Source organism: Pseudomonas sp. GW821-FHT02C04 (assembly GCF_059421845.1).
In genome coordinates this window covers 309,347-326,337 of record NZ_JBWKVT010000002.1, presented here as the reverse complement: position 1 = coordinate 326,337, position 16,991 = coordinate 309,347, and the positions used below count along the sequence as shown (strand labels likewise).

The 16,991-nt window shown below is 61.5% G+C and carries 17 protein-coding genes; 11 read left to right on the top strand and 6 right to left on the bottom strand.

All coding sequences use genetic code 11. The features are described 5' to 3' along the window. The first annotated feature begins 4 nt into the window (after positions 1-4). From AC07VV_RS09590 to AC07VV_RS09575, 4 genes are all read left to right on the top strand, one after another. Positions 5-1,102, top strand: a complete 1,098-nt coding sequence (locus AC07VV_RS09590) for a polyamine ABC transporter substrate-binding protein (protein WP_096817460.1) — start codon at positions 5-7, stop codon at positions 1,100-1,102. Positions 1,103-1,175: 73 nt separating this feature from the next. After that, positions 1,176-2,318: an ABC transporter ATP-binding protein gene (locus AC07VV_RS09585; RefSeq protein WP_249482979.1), complete on the top strand. Its 1,143-nt coding sequence runs from the start codon at positions 1,176-1,178 to the stop codon at positions 2,316-2,318. Positions 2,319-2,353: 35 nt separating this feature from the next. After that, entirely contained in the window at positions 2,354-3,235 is an 882-nt protein-coding gene (locus tag AC07VV_RS09580) for an ABC transporter permease subunit (protein ID WP_244142489.1), read from the top strand. Beyond that, the gene (locus AC07VV_RS09575; RefSeq protein ID WP_169432362.1) at positions 3,232-4,122 is read left to right on the top strand and encodes an ABC transporter permease subunit; all 891 of its coding nucleotides are present in this window, start codon (positions 3,232-3,234) and stop codon (positions 4,120-4,122) included. The genes AC07VV_RS09580 and AC07VV_RS09575 overlap by 4 nt, the downstream gene beginning before the upstream one ends. A 59-nt stretch (positions 4,123-4,181) precedes the next feature. Here the strand turns inward: AC07VV_RS09575 and AC07VV_RS09570 are convergent, their stop codons facing one another. Then, the gene (locus AC07VV_RS09570) at positions 4,182-4,823 is read right to left on the bottom strand and encodes an HD domain-containing protein (protein ID WP_085605974.1); all 642 of its coding nucleotides are present in this window, start codon (positions 4,821-4,823) and stop codon (positions 4,182-4,184) included. Between the two features lie 190 nt (positions 4,824-5,013). Between AC07VV_RS09570 and AC07VV_RS09565 the strand changes: the two genes are divergently transcribed. After that, positions 5,014-5,979 (top strand): GlxA family transcriptional regulator, encoded by a 966-nt coding sequence (locus tag AC07VV_RS09565; RefSeq protein ID WP_495036323.1) that lies wholly within the window; start codon positions 5,014-5,016, stop codon positions 5,977-5,979. Between the two features lie 7 nt (positions 5,980-5,986). On the opposite strand, the gene AC07VV_RS09560 is transcribed toward AC07VV_RS09565, so the two are convergent. Next, a complete protein-coding gene (locus AC07VV_RS09560) occupies positions 5,987-8,398 on the bottom strand; it encodes a penicillin acylase family protein (RefSeq protein ID WP_495036087.1) in 2,412 nt (803 codons plus the stop codon). Between the two features lie 103 nt (positions 8,399-8,501). After that, complete coding sequence (locus AC07VV_RS09555; RefSeq protein WP_495036086.1) at positions 8,502-9,080, bottom strand: DUF6436 domain-containing protein; 579 nt, start codon at positions 9,078-9,080, stop codon at positions 8,502-8,504. A 97-nt stretch (positions 9,081-9,177) separates the two neighbouring features. Between AC07VV_RS09555 and bipL the strand changes: the two genes are divergently transcribed. After that, positions 9,178-10,128 carry a phospholipase BipL gene (gene bipL, locus AC07VV_RS09550; RefSeq protein ID WP_096817472.1) on the top strand — a complete coding sequence of 317 codons (951 nt, stop codon included), beginning with the start codon at positions 9,178-9,180 and terminating at the stop codon, positions 10,126-10,128. A 1-nt stretch (position 10,129) separates the two neighbouring features. On the opposite strand, the gene AC07VV_RS09545 is transcribed toward bipL, so the two are convergent. Further along, entirely contained in the window at positions 10,130-10,882 is a 753-nt protein-coding gene (locus tag AC07VV_RS09545) for a DUF2059 domain-containing protein (protein ID WP_495036085.1), read from the bottom strand. A gap of 108 nt (positions 10,883-10,990) precedes the next feature. On the opposite strand from AC07VV_RS09545, the gene AC07VV_RS09540 reads away from it, so the two are divergent. Beyond that, positions 10,991-11,623: a 2OG-Fe(II) oxygenase gene (locus AC07VV_RS09540; RefSeq protein WP_096817474.1), complete on the top strand. Its 633-nt coding sequence runs from the start codon at positions 10,991-10,993 to the stop codon at positions 11,621-11,623. 1 nt (position 11,624) lies between these two features. After that, positions 11,625-12,110 carry a 2-thiouracil desulfurase family protein gene (locus AC07VV_RS09535; protein WP_495036084.1) on the top strand — a complete coding sequence of 162 codons (486 nt, stop codon included), beginning with the start codon at positions 11,625-11,627 and terminating at the stop codon, positions 12,108-12,110. 6 nt (positions 12,111-12,116) lie between these two features. On the opposite strand, the gene AC07VV_RS09530 is transcribed toward AC07VV_RS09535, so the two are convergent. Further along, positions 12,117-12,701, bottom strand: a complete 585-nt coding sequence (locus AC07VV_RS09530) for a transporter substrate-binding domain-containing protein (RefSeq protein ID WP_493070173.1) — start codon at positions 12,699-12,701, stop codon at positions 12,117-12,119. A 134-nt stretch (positions 12,702-12,835) separates the two neighbouring features. Here AC07VV_RS09530 and AC07VV_RS09525 point away from each other — a divergent pair, with 134 nt between their 5' ends. Further along, the gene (locus AC07VV_RS09525; protein WP_102619659.1) at positions 12,836-13,261 is read left to right on the top strand and encodes a DUF4399 domain-containing protein; all 426 of its coding nucleotides are present in this window, start codon (positions 12,836-12,838) and stop codon (positions 13,259-13,261) included. 63 nt (positions 13,262-13,324) lie between these two features. Here AC07VV_RS09525 and serA read toward each other — a convergent pair whose 3' ends face one another. Further along, on the bottom strand, positions 13,325-14,554 hold the full coding sequence (gene serA, locus AC07VV_RS09520) for a phosphoglycerate dehydrogenase (RefSeq protein ID WP_007953487.1): 1,230 nt from the start codon (positions 14,552-14,554) through the stop codon (positions 13,325-13,327). Positions 14,555-14,758: 204 nt separating this feature from the next. Here serA and AC07VV_RS09515 point away from each other — a divergent pair, with 204 nt between their 5' ends. Both AC07VV_RS09515 and AC07VV_RS09510 read left to right on the top strand, forming a co-directional pair. Then, positions 14,759-16,153 carry an FAD-binding oxidoreductase gene (locus AC07VV_RS09515; RefSeq protein WP_096817482.1) on the top strand — a complete coding sequence of 465 codons (1,395 nt, stop codon included), beginning with the start codon at positions 14,759-14,761 and terminating at the stop codon, positions 16,151-16,153. Positions 16,154-16,193: 40 nt separating this feature from the next. After that, complete coding sequence (locus AC07VV_RS09510) at positions 16,194-16,859, top strand: fumarylacetoacetate hydrolase family protein (RefSeq protein ID WP_495036083.1); 666 nt, start codon at positions 16,194-16,196, stop codon at positions 16,857-16,859. Positions 16,860-16,991: the final 132 nt, after the last annotated feature.

Genomic DNA, 16,991 nt, shown 5'->3' with positions numbered 1-16,991 from the left:
CCACTTGCCTATTTTTTCTTCTTTGCGCAATGCCCTGCTGGCCGCTGCCGGCCTGACGTTCGCTGTCGGTGCCCAAGCCGCCGGTACTGTGCATATTTATAACTGGTCGGATTACATCGGCGAGACCACCCTGGCCGATTTCCAGAAAGAAACCGGGATCAAGCCGGTCTACGACGTGTTCGACTCCAACGAGACCCTGGAAGGCAAACTGCTTGCCGGGCGTACCGGTTACGACGTGGTCGTGCCGTCGAACCACTTCCTTGGCAAGCAGATCAAGGCGGGCGCGTTCCAGAAGCTCGACAAGGCGCAGTTGCCGAACTATTCCAACCTCGACCCGGTGCTGCTCAAGCGCCTGGAACAGAATGATCCGGGCAACCTGTACGCCGTGCCGTACCTGTGGGGCACCAACGGCATCGGCTACAACGTCGATAAAGTGAAAGCCGTGCTCGGCGTCGACAAGATCGACTCCTGGAGCGTGCTGTTCGAGCCCGAGAACATCAAGAAGCTGCACAGCTGCGGCGTGGCGTTCCTCGATTCGGCCGATGAAATGATGCCGACCGTGCTCAACTACATGGGCCTGAACGCCAACAGCACCGATCCCAAGGATTACGAGAAGGCCACGGCCAAGTTGCTGGCGGTGCGTCCTTACGTGACCTACTTCCACTCCTCGAAATACATCGGCGATCTGGCCAACGGCGACATCTGCGTGGCCATCGGTTTCTCCGGCGACATCTTCCAGGCCAAGCACCGCGCCGAAGAAGCCAAGAAAGGCGTGAACATCGCCTACGCCATCCCGAAAGAGGGCGGCGCGCTCTGGTTCGACATGCTGGCGATCCCGAAGGACTCGTCCAACGTCAAAGAGGCCCACGCTTTCATCAACTATTTGCTGAAACCTGAGGTGATCGCCCAGGTCAGTGACTACGTCGGTTACGCCAACCCCAACCCGGGTTCGGACAAGCTGATGGAGCAGTCCATTCGCACCGACGAAGCGGTTTATCCACCGCAGGCCGTTCTCGACAAGACTTACGTGTCGATCGAGTTGCCGCCGAATATTCAGCGTTTGATGACCCGCAGCTGGACCAAGGTCAAGTCGGGTAAATAGCTTCAACGTACAAACTATCCTGGGTTCGTCTTGCGTGGGCGAACTGCACTCTTTTTTTCTGGGAGTTTCGTAAATGGCAGTTGCCTCCGGCGCCTATAAGAAAGCCCTCGAGGGCGACCAGACACCTAAGCAGGTGCTGGTTAAAATCGACCGGGTCACGAAGAAGTTCGACGAGACGGTTGCCGTGGACGATGTGTCCCTGGAAATCAAGAAGGGCGAGATCTTCGCCCTGCTCGGCGGTTCGGGATCGGGCAAATCCACTCTGCTGCGGATGCTGGCAGGGTTTGAACGGCCCACGGAGGGGCGCATTTTCCTCGACGGCGTCGACATCACCGACATGCCGCCGTACGAGCGACCGATCAACATGATGTTCCAGTCGTACGCTCTGTTCCCGCACATGACCGTGGCGCAGAACATCGCGTTCGGCCTGCAACAGGACAAGATCCCCAAGGCCGAGATCGACGCCCGCGTGGCCGAGATGCTCAAACTGGTGCAGATGAGCCAGTACGCCAAGCGCAAGCCACACCAGTTGTCCGGCGGCCAGCGTCAGCGTGTGGCGCTGGCGCGTTCGCTGGCCAAGCGGCCGAAGCTGTTGCTGCTCGACGAACCGATGGGCGCACTGGACAAGAAACTGCGTTCGCAGATGCAGCTGGAACTGGTGGAAATCATCGAGCGCGTGGGTGTGACCTGCGTGATGGTGACCCACGACCAGGAAGAGGCCATGACCATGGCCGAGCGCATCGCGATCATGCACCTGGGCTGGATCGCCCAGATCGGCAGCCCGATCGACATCTACGAGACCCCGACCAGCCGCCTGGTCTGCGAATTCATCGGCAACGTGAACATCTTCGAAGGCGAAGTGATCGACGACGCCGAAGGCCACGCGACCATCGTCTGCAAGGACCTCGACCGGCAGATCTACGTCGGCCACGGCATCAGCACTTCGGTGCAGGACAAGTCCGTGACCTACGCGATCCGTCCGGAAAAACTGCTGGTCACCGCCGAAATGCCGACCTGCGAGTACAACTGGTCCAGCGGCAAGGTGCACGACATCGCCTACCTCGGCGGGCACTCGGTGTTCTACGTCGAGTTGCCGAGCGGCAAACTGGTGCAGTCCTTCGTGGCCAACGCCGAGCGTCGTGGCGCACGTCCGACCTGGGGTGATCAGGTGTACGTGTACTGGGAAGATGACAGCGGCGTGGTACTTCGCTCATGAACATGCGCAAATTCAAACGCCGGCTCAATCGAATAATTCCCGGTGGCCGCCAACTGGTCATCGGGGTTCCGTTCATCTGGCTGTTCCTGTTCTTCATGCTGCCGTTCTTCATCGTTCTGAAGATCAGCTTTGCCGAAGCAGACGTGGCCATCCCGCCGTACACCGAGATCTACAGCTTCGTTGACCAGAAGCTGCAAGTGCTGCTGAACCTGGGCAACTACGCGATGCTCGGCGACGACGAACTCTACATCTCGGCGTACCTCGGTTCGCTGAAGATGGCGTTCTTCAGCACGCTGTTGTGCCTGCTGATCGGCTACCCGATGGCCTATGCCATCGCCAGTGCCCGCAAGGAAGTGCAGACGGTGCTGGTGCTGCTGATCATGATGCCGACCTGGACCGCGATCCTGATCCGCGTCTATGCGTGGATGGGCATCCTCAGCAACAACGGCCTGCTCAACGGTTTCCTGATGAGCATGGGCTTCATTGACGAGCCGCTGCAGATCCTCAACACCAACCTCGCGGTGTACATCGGCGTCGTCTACTCGTACCTGCCGTTCATGATCCTGCCGCTGTACGCCAACCTGGTGAAGCACGACAACAGCTTGCTGGAAGCGGCGTCCGATCTGGGTTCGAGCACGTTCAACAGCTTCTGGAAAATCACTATTCCGCTGTCCAAGAACGGGATCATCGCCGGCTGCATGCTGGTGTTCATCCCGGTGGTGGGCGAGTTCGTGATCCCGGAACTGCTCGGCGGTCCGGAAACCCTGATGATCGGTAAAGTGCTCTGGCAAGAGTTCTTCAACAACCGTGACTGGCCGGTGGCGTCCGCCCTGGCGGTGGTGATGCTGGCGATCCTGATCGTGCCGATCATCCTGTTCAACCGCAGTCAGGCCAAGGAAATGGAGGGTAAAGAATGAAGCGCTTCCGTTTCTCCAGCCTGATGCTGGTGCTCGGCCTGTTGTTCATCTACCTGCCGATGCTGATCCTGGTGATCTACTCGTTCAACGCCTCGAAACTGGTGACGGTGTGGGGCGGCTGGTCGATCAAGTGGTACGTCGGCCTGCTCGACAACACCCAACTGATGGGCTCGGTGGTGCGCTCGCTGGAAATCGCCTGCTACACCGCCGTCGCGGCAGTGGCGCTGGGTACGCTGGCGGCGTTCGTCCTGACCCGTATCACGCGCTTCAAGGGCCGTACGCTGTTCGGCGGCCTGGTCACTGCGCCGCTGGTCATGCCTGAGGTGATTACCGGTCTGTCGCTGTTGCTGCTGTTCGTGGCCATGGCGCAAATGATCGGCTGGCCGCAGGAGCGCGGCATCGTCACCATCTGGATTGCCCACACCACGTTCTGTGCCGCTTATGTGGCGGTGGTAGTCTCCGCCCGCTTGCGCGAGCTGGACCTGTCGATCGAAGAGGCCGCGATGGACCTCGGCGCACGGCCGTGGAAGGTGTTCTTCCTGATCACCATCCCGATGATCGCGCCGTCGCTGGCGGCGGGCGGCATGATGTCGTTCGCCCTGTCGCTGGACGACCTGGTGCTGGCGAGCTTCGTCTCCGGCCCGGGTTCGACGACCCTGCCGATGGAAGTGTTCTCGGCGGTGCGTCTGGGGGTGAAGCCTGAGATCAACGCCGTGGCCAGCCTGATTCTGCTGGCGGTGTCGCTGGTGACCTTCATGGTCTGGTTCTTCAGCCGTCGTGCCGAAGAAGCGCGCCGCAAGGCGATCCAGCAAGCCATCGAAGAAAGCGCTGCCGATTCGTGGAAGCAACCGGACGTGCGCCGGGCGCCGACGCCGGAAGCGGCGTAAGCCTCCCGGTACAAAAAAACCTCGCGACCGTTACCGGTCGCGAGGTTTTTTTATGTCCGTCAGGAAACCCAGGGCGACTGGCGAATCACCTCGACAAAGTTCATCGGCTTGAACCCCGGCGCCTGATCTTTCAGCACATCGGTCTTCACATTGCCGAACGTCGTCTGCGGGCGATGACGCAAGCCATCGGCGAACGCGCAGATGATGCACTCCTTGAAACCCTCGCCCCGTGGATGCGCATGTACAACTGCCTCGCGCTGCACGGTGGTGAACGCAGCGTAATCCATGCCCAGCACATCCATCTCGACGCCTGCCGTCACCAGCGCCACGGTCGGACGCAGATGTTTCGGTACGCCCGGTGTGGTGTGCAGGGCGATCGACAGCCAGACCTGTTCGATGTCGTCGTCGCTCAGCCCGTAAGGTTTGAGAAACGCCGCTGCCGCGTTGGCGCCATCGACTTCGAAGCGTTCGTCGTCGCTGCGGTGACCTTCGACCAGACCCAGGTCGTGGAACATTGCGCCGACGTACAGCAGCTCCGGATCGTAGGCCAGTTGCTGGCGCTCACCGCTCAAGGCACCGAACAGAAACACCCGGCGCGAATGGTGGTAGAGCAGGTCGGATTCGATGTCGCGGATGTACTCGGTGGTGGCCCGGGCGAGGGCGCTGTCGGGGATCTGGATACCGGCGATGGTCGTGGTCATGTTGAGCTTCCTCGTCGAAAACGCCGTCACGGCGCCGATGGAGAAAGTCTGTTCCCGGGGGCAAAACCGGACAATCGATCCATGGCTGCGATCCTTGCCATTCCACCTGCAAATCGTGCCAGCTCGCTTCTGCGGCGTGGATTGGCTAGGGTTGGCGCTGATCCGCCATTCCCCGGGAGCCGACATCACCATGAACAAAACCGTCGCCATCGTGGTGTTCCCCGGCGTGCAGGCGCTGGACGTCAGCGGGCCCATGGATGTGTTCGCCGAGGCCAACCGCTTCCTGGCGCCGGAGGATCATTACCGGCTCGAGGTGATCGGCGTCGAGCGCGGGCCAATGGCGTGTTCCAACGGGCTGACCCTGAGTGCTCACCGGCATTTCAGCGAAGTGTCGCAGGCTTACGATTTACTGCTGGTGGCCGGTGGGCCGCAGTTGCCGTTCCTGGATTTTGGCAGCACGTTCGATGCCTGGTTGCGTGAGGCCAGTGGGCGGGCGCGGCGGTTCGGCTCGATCTGCAACGGTGCGTTCATGCTGGCCCGCGCGGGGTTGCTGGAAGGGCGCACGGTCACCACGCACTGGAATGACGCCGAGGCGTTGGCGCAGTTGTGTCCGTCGAGCCGGGTCGAGCCCGATCGGCTGTACGTCGAGGACGGTCAGCTCTACACCTCTGCCGGAGTGACGGCGGGGATCGATCTGTCGCTGTACCTGCTGGCGCGTGATTACGGTGCCGAAGTGGCGCTGAGCGTGGCCAAGCGGCTGGTGGTGTTTACCCAGCGCTCGGGCGGGCAGTCGCAGTTCAGCCCGTTTCTCACGCCCCACGCCGAACCGACGTCGGCGGTGGCGATGGTGCAACTGTACGTGCTGGCCAATCTCACCGGCGACCTGACCATCGCCGACCTGGCGAATGCCGCCAACATGAGCGCACGGAATTTCTCCCGGGTGTTTGCCCGGGAAGCCAAGGTCACCCCGGCGGAATTCGTCGAACGGGCGCGGGTGGATGCGGCGCGGGTGATGCTCGAAAGCACCACGGCGCCGCTGAAGACGGTGGCGTATCAATGCGGGTTTCGCGATGCGCAACACATGCGCAGCGTGTTCAACCGGCGGCTGGGGGTGACGCCGCAGCAGTTTCGGTTGAACTTTGCGGCGATGGTTTGAACGGCGCTTATTGCGCCGCCCGCGCCGGCAACAGCTTCAAGGTACTGCGTGTATTCGCCGTCACCTCTTCATCACTGAAGTGCGCCTGCACATACATCCCGTCCACATACGCCTCCGCCTGATCGTCGTAGTGGCTGTCGAACGGCACACCGCTCTGGCCGACCGGGTTGATGGTCAGGCTGTGAGCAGGATCCGCGAAGTCCACCAGCCGCCGAGTCGACGGGCCGTAGGTCACCGGCCACGGCGCCGGTCCGATCTTCGCCGAGAGGTTGTTCGGCACTTCATGGGTGCCCGGTGCGGCGAAAGGGCCGACATTGAAGATGCGATCCAGCGGTTTCTGCTGACCCAACGGATGACCATGGGTCAGCGTGTGCGCCTTGCCCCATTGCCAGCCGGAAGCATCGTCGCCGAGAGTCTGTTTCAGATGCGCCATGCTCGCCTGCCACGCGGTGCGCACGGTGTCGGCACGGGTCTCCTTGCCCGGCGTGTTGCGGTTGTCCCACCACGGTGAGTCGGCATTCGCGGCCAGTCGTGGCAGTGCTGCGTCGAGCACGCGGGTCGACAGCAAGGTCTCGAACATGTCATTGCCCAGCTCATCGCGCATCGCCGCGTCGGCCAGGTCATAGAGGAACTGGTTGAACACCGTCGCGCTGACCGAATCCAGCGGATAGTCGCCCTGCCACTGGGCCAGTTGCTCGACCAGTTTCAGCTGTGCCGGGTCGCTCACCACTTCACGCAATACCGGCAGCAATGGCGCCAGCAGGCGCGGGCCGTAACCGGTGGTGGTGCCCAGTTGCAGCTTCTGATTGGCTTCGTTGTCCCACTTCACGTTCTTGTCGGCGAGCTGGCGGTTGAGCTGCTGGCCACGGTCAGCGAGGTTGTAGTAACCGGGAATCTCCATGCCGGTCGGCGACACGGGCTGGAAGTTGGCCGAGACGATATAGCCCCGCGCCGGGTTCTCCTCCTGCGGGTTTGCGCTGAACGGGAAGTAGCCGTCCTTGTCCGCCTGATTGCCGCTGCCATCGAGGATGAACTCCGGTTTGACCCCGGCCGGACGCTTGGGCAACAGCGCCGAGGCCCACCAGGCGATATCGCCCTTGGCGTTGGCATAGACAATGTTCAGCCCCGGTGCCTGCACCTTGGCCGCTGCGGCACGGGCCTTGGCCAGGGTGTCGGCGCGGTTGAGCTGGTAGAAACCTTCGAGGATCGGGTTCGGCGTTTCGAGGAACGCCCACCACATGGCAATCGGGGTTTTCCCGGCGGCGCTGCCGAGGGCATCGTTGACGATCGGCCCGTGGGGCGACTGGCGCAGGGTGATGGTCACCGGCGCCTGGCCTTTCACCGCAATCTGCTGCTCGGTGCTGACCATGTCGGTCCACTGGCCGTGATACCAGACCTGATTCGGGTTGTCCGGATTGACCTTCTCGGCGATCAGGTCCAGGTCATCGTTCTGGAACATGGTCAGGCTCCAGCCGAAATCCAGGTTGTGCCCCAGGAACGCAAATGGCACCAGCGCCTGATGATGGCCGTAGAGTTCAAAACCTGGCGCCGACAGCTGCGCTTCGTACCACACCGACGGCACCGAGAAACGGATGTGCGGGTCGCCGGCCAGTAATGCCTTGCCGCCCTTGCTGCGGCTGCCGGCAATCACCCAGGCGTTGCTGCCTTCGTACTGCGGCAGGCCGTTGTCGATCAGCGCCTGTTCGCTGAGGCGGGCGAGGGCGTTCAGGTCTTTCCAGTCTTCGGCGGCGAGTGCCGGTGCTTTGCCGGCGTGGCCCTTGGCGAGCACGCCCTTGGGCTGCCAGTCGAGGTCGAAGACGTTGAGGTAATCGGCGCCGAGCTGATCGCGCACGTAGGTCAGCAACGGTTCGGTGCGAAACGCGGCGGCGAAGCTGTAGGCCATGTAGCCGGCGACGCTGATGGTGTCTTCGGCGGTGAACGGCCGCTTGGGGATGCCCAGCACGTCAAACTCGACGGGGGCGGCGTGCGAGTCCTGATACTGGTTGATGCCGTCCAGATAGGCTTGCAGGGCCTTCCAGGCCGGCGACTGCTTGTCGAGGCTGGCTACGTAAGTGGCGGCGCGTTCGCGGATGCGCAGACTGCGGAACAGTTTGTCGGTGTCGAGCAGTTTCGGCCCGAGCACTTCGGCCAGTTCGCCCCGGGCCAGGCGGCGCATGGCTTCCATCTGGAACAGTCGGTCCTGGGCGTGCACGTAGCCGAGGGCACGATAGAGGTCAGTTTCGTTTTCAGCACGGATGTGCGGCACGCCGCGTTCGTCGTAACGCACGGTCACCGAGCCTTGCAGGTTGCGCAACTCCACCTGGCCCTGACGCGTCGGTTGCTTGCTGTACACGTACCCGCCCGCAGCGACGAGCAGTACAACGATGAGCAAGGCAAGAACGGTAAAGACGCGTTTCATGGTGACTCCTTGTGCATTCGGGGTTGCCGCCCGTGCGGGCTGCAAACAATTAGCACACGCCTCGTGTGCCGCGCATCGCTGTCCTTGAAATGTCCGGAATGCCTTACTTCGGCTCCACCGGCCACGGGCAGTAGCAACCGACCGCCAGCGTGTGGGTGGCATTTACCGGACGATCATCACTCAACGCCTGCAGGATCGGTTCGATAAAACTGTTGCTGGAGTTGCACGTCAGGCCTTCGCTGTAAGGGCCGAAGTACGCCAGTTTGCCGCTGCGATCCCAGATCGCCACGGCCGGGCTGGCGGGGATCTGTTCGGAGCCGGGCAGCACCGCGATGGTCTTGAGATTGCTGAGCGTGGCGGGCAACTGGCCGTGGCTGCCGGACTTCTGCACGGCATAGAACTCCACACCTTTGGGGCCGAACTGTTCGACCATTTCGGTCAGGTGCTGCTGATTGCCGACGTTGCACGGGCAGGCCGGGTCCCAGAAATGCACCAGGCGGATATTGCCGGGGCCGGCGAGGTCGTCGGGCAGTCGCAGCGGATCGCCGGAAAACACCGCCGTGTGTTCGCTGAAGGCCCGCAGGTAGCGGCCCTGAAACCAGTCGTACGCGGCCCACAGCACGCCGGCACACACGATGGCGAGCAGGCTGGCAAACAGTGCGGTGCGGTAGGGCGAGCGCATGGATTTGGTTCCTCGAGAGCGCGCTAGCTTGCCATGCTTGCTTCTACAGATGAATATCGCAGGCCGATAAAGTCCGTTTACCGTTTTGGAATTGCCCATGTCTGCTGCCTTCAATCCCGATCATCTGCGTGCGAGCCTCAAGCCGTTGGCCGAGTGGCAGCCGTTGTCCGAGGAGGCGAAGGCGTATCAGCGGTTCTACAAGACCGACTTCCCGGAGCGCGATGTCTGGCGCGGCATGGGCCGGTTTGACGTCGATGGTTATGAGTTGGTCAGTCATTGCTGGTGGCCGGCGGAAACGGCCAAGGCCACGCTGTTTCTGGTGCACGGCTTTTATGATCACACCGGTCTTTACCGGCATGTGATCGAGTGGGCGCTGGATCAGGGGTTCGCGGTGATTGCCTGCGATCTGCCGGGGCATGGTCTGTCCAGCGGCGAGCGGGCGAGCATCCGCGACTTCTCGGAATATCAGGATGCGCTGCAAGGCCTGTTCGCCGAGGCGCACTCGATTGCGCTGCCGCAGCCGTGGCACTTGTGCGGGCAAAGTACCGGTGGGGCGATCATTGTCGATCACGTGCTCAACCATGGTGAAAACAGCCCGGCTCAAGGCCAACTGATTCTGCTGGCTCCATTAGTGCGGCCGCGGGCCTGGGGCTGGTCACAGTTCAGTTATTACCTGCTCAGACCCTTCGTCCGGGGCATCGCCCGGCGTTTCAGCGAGAACTCCAACGACCCGGATTTCCTGCCGTTCCTGCAGGCCGACCCGCTTCAGCCAAAACGCTTGCCGACCGCATGGGTCGGGGCGTTGTCACGCTGGATCAACCGGGTCGAGTACGCGAAGAAAAGTCCGCGTCGGCCGCTGATCATTCAGGGCCAGGCGGACATGACGGTGGATTGGCCGCACAACCTGCAAGTGCTGAAGTGGAAGTTCGACCGGCCGCAGATTCTGTTGCTGGCGGAGGCGCGGCATCACCTGGCCAATGAGACGGCAGAGATGCGCGAGGAATATTTCGAGTTCTTGAACAAGCGGATCAAGGGCCGCAATCCCTAGATCACTGATTGAGGTTCGAGGTGCTTTGCCCTACGGCCAACCCGGCGCGAATCGCCGCCAGCGCTGCCTGATAGTAGGCCTTGCCTTCGGTGGATTCGGCAAAGGTCGCGAATTCTTCCAGTTCTTCATCCGACAAATCGCGATAGACGTACAGCAGCGTGTTGTTCAGGTCGGCACCGATCTGATCCATCAGTCGCTGGCGTTGACCGTTCAACATGCCCTGGGCCTGACCGCCGCCGAGCAGGCCGGGAATCATCGAACTCAGGCTGTCCGCCGCCACGCCGGCAATCGCCAGGCTGACTTCGGCACCGGCTTCACGGGCGGGCAGGGCCTGGGCGAGGTGGCCGATGATCAGCAGGCGGCTGTCGCTGGCCGGCATCTTCGGCAGGCCCTTGGCGTTTTTCGCCAATTGATCGCGGCGGGTCGCCAGCAATTCGGCGGCAACGATCTTCTTGCCCAGCGGTGACTGAAAGAACGACAGGGCCGGTTTCGGGTCGGCGAGGTTCTTGCGCAATTGCGCTTCGGCCCGTTGATCCACGGCCTGAGGGGCGAAGCGCTGATTGCTGTTGTTCACCAGCGCCTGAAACACCGCCGGCGGCAGGCTGTTCTGGTAACGCTGTTGCGCGGCACTCAGGGCGTCATTGAAATGCGCGCGTTGGTCCGGCCAGCCGGCGACCTTGTACAACTGGTCGTGGCCGTCTGCCCAGGCGGGCAAAACGCAGAACATCAACAGTGAAAAAAGCAAACGGCGCATAGGGACTCCTGTCAGCAGCGGACTATTCTCCGTGCGGTGCCAGTACTTGTCGAGAATTCGTATCAAGCCGCCGCGTGGCTCTGTCGGAATTCCCGGCGCAGGCATACTATGCGCGCCATGCAAATATCCTCTGAACACCCGCTGCTGTTACGTATCGTCGACGACCTGGCCGAGCGTGGCTGGTCGCAGCAGAACATTTTCCTGCCTGCGGATCTGACCCGCGCGCTGGCCGCCGAGTGCCGCAAACGTGATGCCGAAGGCGAACTGGCGCCGGCGGGGGTCGGGCGTGGCCCGTTGTCGGAGGTCCGCGAGGGTATTCGTGGTGACCATATCCAATGGATCGATCCCGGCCAGGCCGAGGCCAGCGACCGCTACCTGAACCTGATGGACAGTTTGCGCGAGGCGCTCAATCGCGGCTTGTTCCTGGGCCTGGAAGATTTCGAGTGCCATTTCGCCCTGTACCCACCGGGAGCGTTTTACCGCAGGCATGTCGACCGTTTTCGCGACGATGACCGGCGCATGGTCTCGGCGGTGATCTACCTCAATGACGGCTGGCTGCCGGAGGATGGCGGGCAGTTGCGCATGTACCTGGAAAATGATCGCGTCCATGACGTGCAACCTACCGGCGGTTGTCTGGTGGTGTTTCTCTCCGGTGAAGTGCCCCACGAAGTGTTGCCGGCCCATCGCGAGCGCCTGTCGCTGACAGGCTGGTTCCGCCGCCGTGGCAACGAGCCGTTCTGAGATGCACAAGATTCTTGTGAGTCGCTGCCTGTTGGGCCACCGCGTGCGTTATGACGGCGGGGCCAGCGGGCCGTTCGATCTGCTGGAACAGTGGATTGCCGAAGGGCGTGTCGTGCCGCTGTGCCCGGAAGTGGCCGGCGGATTGCCGACACCTCGGGCGGCGGCAGAGATTCCAGGCGGACAGGGCAGTGAAGTACTCGATGGTCTCGCGGCGGTGATCACCACCGAGGGCGAGGACGTCAGTGCGCAATTTCTCGACGGTGCGCGACAGGCATTGGTGCTGGTGCAGAAACACGGAATTCGTGTAGCGGTGCTCAAGGCCAACAGTCCTTCCTGCGGGAATCTGCTGACCTATGACGGGACGTTCAGCGGCGTTAAGGTGAGTGGCGAAGGTGTCACGGCAGCCTTGCTCAAGCGCCATGGCGTGCAGGTCTTCAGCGAACTGGAACTGCCGCAGGCCGCACAGGCGCTCAAGGCACTCGACTAGACACCGTCACTTCAGGTTTTCAGTGGCCTGCGCGTTCAACCACTTCTGCGACAACGCCTCCAGCCGCCCATCCGTCCTGATCCGCTGCAACGCATTCTCAAGACTCGCGTGAAACGCCGGGTTGCCCTTCTGAAACGGAATCGCCAGATCTACTGGCGGCCCGACCTTCGGTTTTTCCTCAGTCAGCGTCTGTACCAGCACCAATGGGCGGGGCTGCTCATCCTTTTTCGCCAATAACTGCGCATTGACCTGTGTGTAAGGTTCGCTGAAGTCGAAACGATCCTTGAGTTCCGGGGTCAGTGCTATGTGGTTGAGCGCGACGTCGTACTTGCCGCTTTCGACGCCCTGGAGCAGGTCGGCTTCGTCGGTGACGATGAAGTCGGCGCGCACATCCAGCTCGTTGGCCAGCAGTTGCCCAAGCTCGACCTCGAACCCCGTGAGTGTGTCGCCGTCCTTGAAATTGAAGGGCGGTGTATTAGCCTCAAGGGCAATGCGCAACTCGCCACGGTCGTTGATGTCATCAATCAGTTCGGCATGAGCCAGCGGGCTCAGAAGGGGAAGCAGGCAGATCAGGCCAGGCAGAAAACGCATGGTCACTCCTTTGAAATCATTGTCGCGGCCTGCTGTTCAGGCTCGCTTTGCTATGGTTGTCGAGTGCCTTCGACAACGAATGGTCATGAAGTTGTCATGACCGCGCGGATTTTACGGAAAAACTGGAGAAGAGAATGAAAACATTCATGTCACGCGCCGCTTTGGCAGGGCTTCTGTTAAGTGCTTCGATGATGGCCAGCGCCGCTACACCGGCACCGGCCGGTGCTTCAGTGAGTATTGTCGAGCCGAGCAGCGGTGCCGTTGTGGACAAGACATTCAAGGTCAAGTTTGAAGTCAAAGGCATTGCCCTGGCACCGGCCGGCGACCCGACCGCGAACACCGGGCACCATCACCTGCTGGTCGATGCCAAGGAAATCGTCCCGGCGGGCAGCGTGATCCCGACCGATGCCAACCACCTCCACTTCGGCAAGGCCCAGACCGAAACCGAACTGACCCTGGCGCCGGGCAAGCACACCTTGCAGCTGGAGCTGGGCGACAAGGGCCACATGGCCTTCGATCCGCCAATCGTTTCGGAAAAGATCACCGTGACGGTGAAATGACTTTTCCACCGGCATGAAAAAGGGAGCCCCGAGGGGCTCCCTTTTTTGTGGCTCAGCGCGGAATCAGAACAACACGCGGCTACGGATGGTGCCGTTGACGTGTTGCAGCTTCTCTTGCGCCAGCTCCGAGTACTCGGCGTCGACGTCGATCACCACGTAGCCGACCTTCTCGTTGGTCTGCAGGAACTGACCGGAGATGTTGATGCCGTTTTCGGCGAAGACCTTGTTGATCTCGCTCATCACGCCCGGGATGTTCTCGTGGATGTGCAGCAGGCGGTGCTTGCCAGGGTGAGCCGGCAGGGCCACTTCCGGGAAGTTCACGGACGATACCGAAGTACCGTTGTCGCTGTACTTGACCAGTTTCTCTGCCACTTCCAGACCGATGTTGGCCTGCGCTTCAGCGGTGGAACCACCGATGTGCGGGGTCAGGATCACGTTGTCCAGGCCACGCAGCGGGCTTTCGAACTCTTCATCGTTGGAGCGCGGCTCGACCGGGAACACGTCGATGGCGGCGCCGATCAGGTGCTTGTCCTTGATCGCAGCGGCCAGGTGGTCCAGCTCGACCACGGTGCCGCGTGCCGCGTTGATCAGGATGCCGCCCTTCTTGATGGCGCGGATTTCCTTCTCGCCGATCATCCACTGGGTCGCAGCGGTTTCCGGAACGTGCAGGGTGACGATGTCGGACATGCCCAGCAGCTCGTGCAGGTTGCCGACCTGGGTCGCGTTGCCCAGTGGCAGCTTGGTCACGGTGTCGTAGAAGAACACCTGCATGCCCAGACCTTCAGCCAGGACCGACAGCTGAGTGCCGATCGAGCCGTAGCCGACGATGCCCAGTTTCTTGCCGCGGATCTCGAAGGAGTTGGCCGCCGACTTGATCCAGCCGCCACGGTGGCAGGAAGCGTTTTTCTCAGGGATGCCGCGCAGCAGCAGGATCGCTTCGGCCAGCACCAGCTCGGCAACGGAGCGGGTGTTGGAGTACGGCGCGTTGAACACGGCGATGCCGCGCTCGCGGGCCGCTTCCAGGTCAACCTGGTTGGTGCCGATGCAGAAACAGCCGACTGCCACCAGCTTCTTCGCGTGATCGAAGATCTCTTCGGTCAGTTGGGTGCGCGAACGAATGCCGATGAAGTGAGCGTCAGCGATCTTTTCCTTGAGCTGGGCTTCCGGCAGGGAGCCTGTCAGGTATTCGATGCTGGTGTAGCCCGCCGCCTTGAGGACGTCGACAGCCGATTGGTGGACGCCTTCGAGAAGAAGGAACTTGATCTTGCTCTTATCGAGAGAAGTCTTGCTCATCTGCGTAAACCTGTATCCCGGAGAAAAATGGCAGGAAATGGTCAACAGACATTGACCTTGACGACAAGAAAGCCGTCACCGCAGAACCGCCGTTGGGCACTGGCCTGCGGGGTCGGTATGCTAGCATAGCCGCCCCGCTAATCACTCATTCCTGCGACGTGAAGCGTTCTCAGGATGACCATGAATTGTTCGAGAGTTCCGTCGATGACCAATCCTGCCCTGATTGATGAACTGAAGACCCTGGTCGAGCCTGGCAAGGTCCTGACCGATGCCGACTCCCTGAACGCGTACGGCAAGGACTGGACCAAGCACTTCGCTCCGGCGCCCAGCGCCATCGTGTTCCCCAAGACCATCGAGCAGGTGCAGGCCATCGTCCGCTGGGCCAACGAACATAAAGTGGCGCTGGTGCCCTCGGGCGGCCGCACCGGCCTTTCCGCCGCTGCCGTGGCCGCCAATGGCGAAGTGGTGGTGTCGTTCGACTACATGAACCAGATTCTCGACATCAACCTCACCGACCGCACCGCCGTCTGTCAGCCGGGCGTGGTCACCGAGCAATTGCAGAACGCGGCCGAAGAACATGATTTGTACTACCCGGTGGACTTCGCGTCGGCCGGCTCCAGCCAGATTGGCGGCAATATCGGCACCAATGCCGGCGGGATCAAGGTCATTCGCTACGGCATGACCCGCAACTGGGTGGCGGGCATGAAAGTCGTCACCGGCAAGGGCGATGTGCTGGAACTGAACCGGGACCTGATCAAGAACGCCACCGGTTACGACCTGCGCCAGCTGTTCATCGGCGCCGAAGGCACCCTCGGCTTTGTGGTTGAAGCCACCATGCGCCTGGATCGTGCACCGAAAAACCTGACTGCGATGGTTCTCGGCACCGCCGATTTCGACTCGATCATGCCGGTGCTGCACGCCTTTCAGGGCAAGCTCGACCTGACCGCGTTCGAATTCTTCTCCGACAAGGCTCTGGCCAAGGTCATGGGCCGTGGCGATGTCCCGGCACCGTTCGAAACCGACTGCCCGTTCTATGCGTTGCTGGAATTCGAGGCGACCACCGAAGAAGTGGCCAACAGCGCCCTGGAAACCTTCGAGCATTGCGTGGAGCAGGGCTGGGTGCTGGACGGCGTGATGAGCCAGAGCGAAACCCAGTTGCAGAACCTGTGGAAGTTGCGCGAGTACATCTCCGAAACCATCTCCCACTGGACGCCGTACAAGAACGACATCTCGGTCACCGTCTCGAAAGTCCCGGCGTTCCTGCGGGAAATCGACGCGATCGTCGGCAAGCATTATCCAGACTTCGAAATCGTCTGGTTCGGCCACATCGGCGACGGCAACCTGCACCTGAACATCCTCAAGCCGGACAACCTGAGCAAGGACGAGTTTTTCGCCAAGTGCGCCACCGTCAACAAGTGGGTGTTCGAAACCGTCGAGAAGTACAACGGTTCGATCTCCGCCGAACACGGCGTGGGCATGACCAAGCGCGACTACTTGACCTACAGCCGCTCGCCGGTCGAAATCGAATACATGAAAGCGGTCAAGGCGGTGTTCGACCCGAACGGCATCATGAACCCGGGCAAGATCTTCGCGGTTTGATCTGCAATCCCTGATGAATCAATGAAGGCAGGAGTCGGTAATGAGCTATCAGCACCAGTATGTCGACGGTACGCGGATTCATTTTCCGCTGGGGAAAGTGGTGTGCATCGGCCGCAACTATGCCGAACACGCCAAGGAACTGGACAACCCGGTCCCTACCGAGCCGTTGCTGTTCATCAAGCCGGGCAGTTGCGTGGTGCCGCTGGAAGGCGGTTTCAGCATTCCGACCGACCGTGGTTCCGTGCATTACGAAGCGGAAATCGCCGTGTTGATCGGCAAGCCTTTGTCGACCAAGCCAAGCCGTGAGGAAGTGCTGGACGCGATCTCCGGTTTCGCCCCGGCGCTGGACCTGACCCTGCGCGACAAGCAGGCCGAGCTCAAGTCCAAGGGCCTGCCATGGGAAATCGCCAAGTCGTTTGACGGCGCGGCAGTGATTGCACCGTTCGTGGTCGGCAGTACTTTTGCCGACCTGACCGACATCGGCATCCGCCTGACCATCAATGGCGAAGTGCGCCAGGACGGCAACAGCAGCGCGATGCTCAACCCGATCGTGCCGATGATCCAGCACATGGCCGGCTGCTTCTCGCTGCAGGCTGGTGACGTGATCCTGACCGGTACGCCGGTGGGTGTCGGTCCGCTGAACGTTGGCGATGACATCGTGCTGGAACTGCCGGGTGCCAGTCGCTTCACCAGCAGCGTTCGCTGATCCGGGCAACGCGTTACCGAAAGGGGGATTGCGGGTTTGAGGTGTGCCCTCAGGCTGGCAATCTCCCATTTTTTGTTTTGTGATCCCGCCTGCAAAGGCGCAGGGCAATCCGGCCATTTGCCGTTTTTTTCA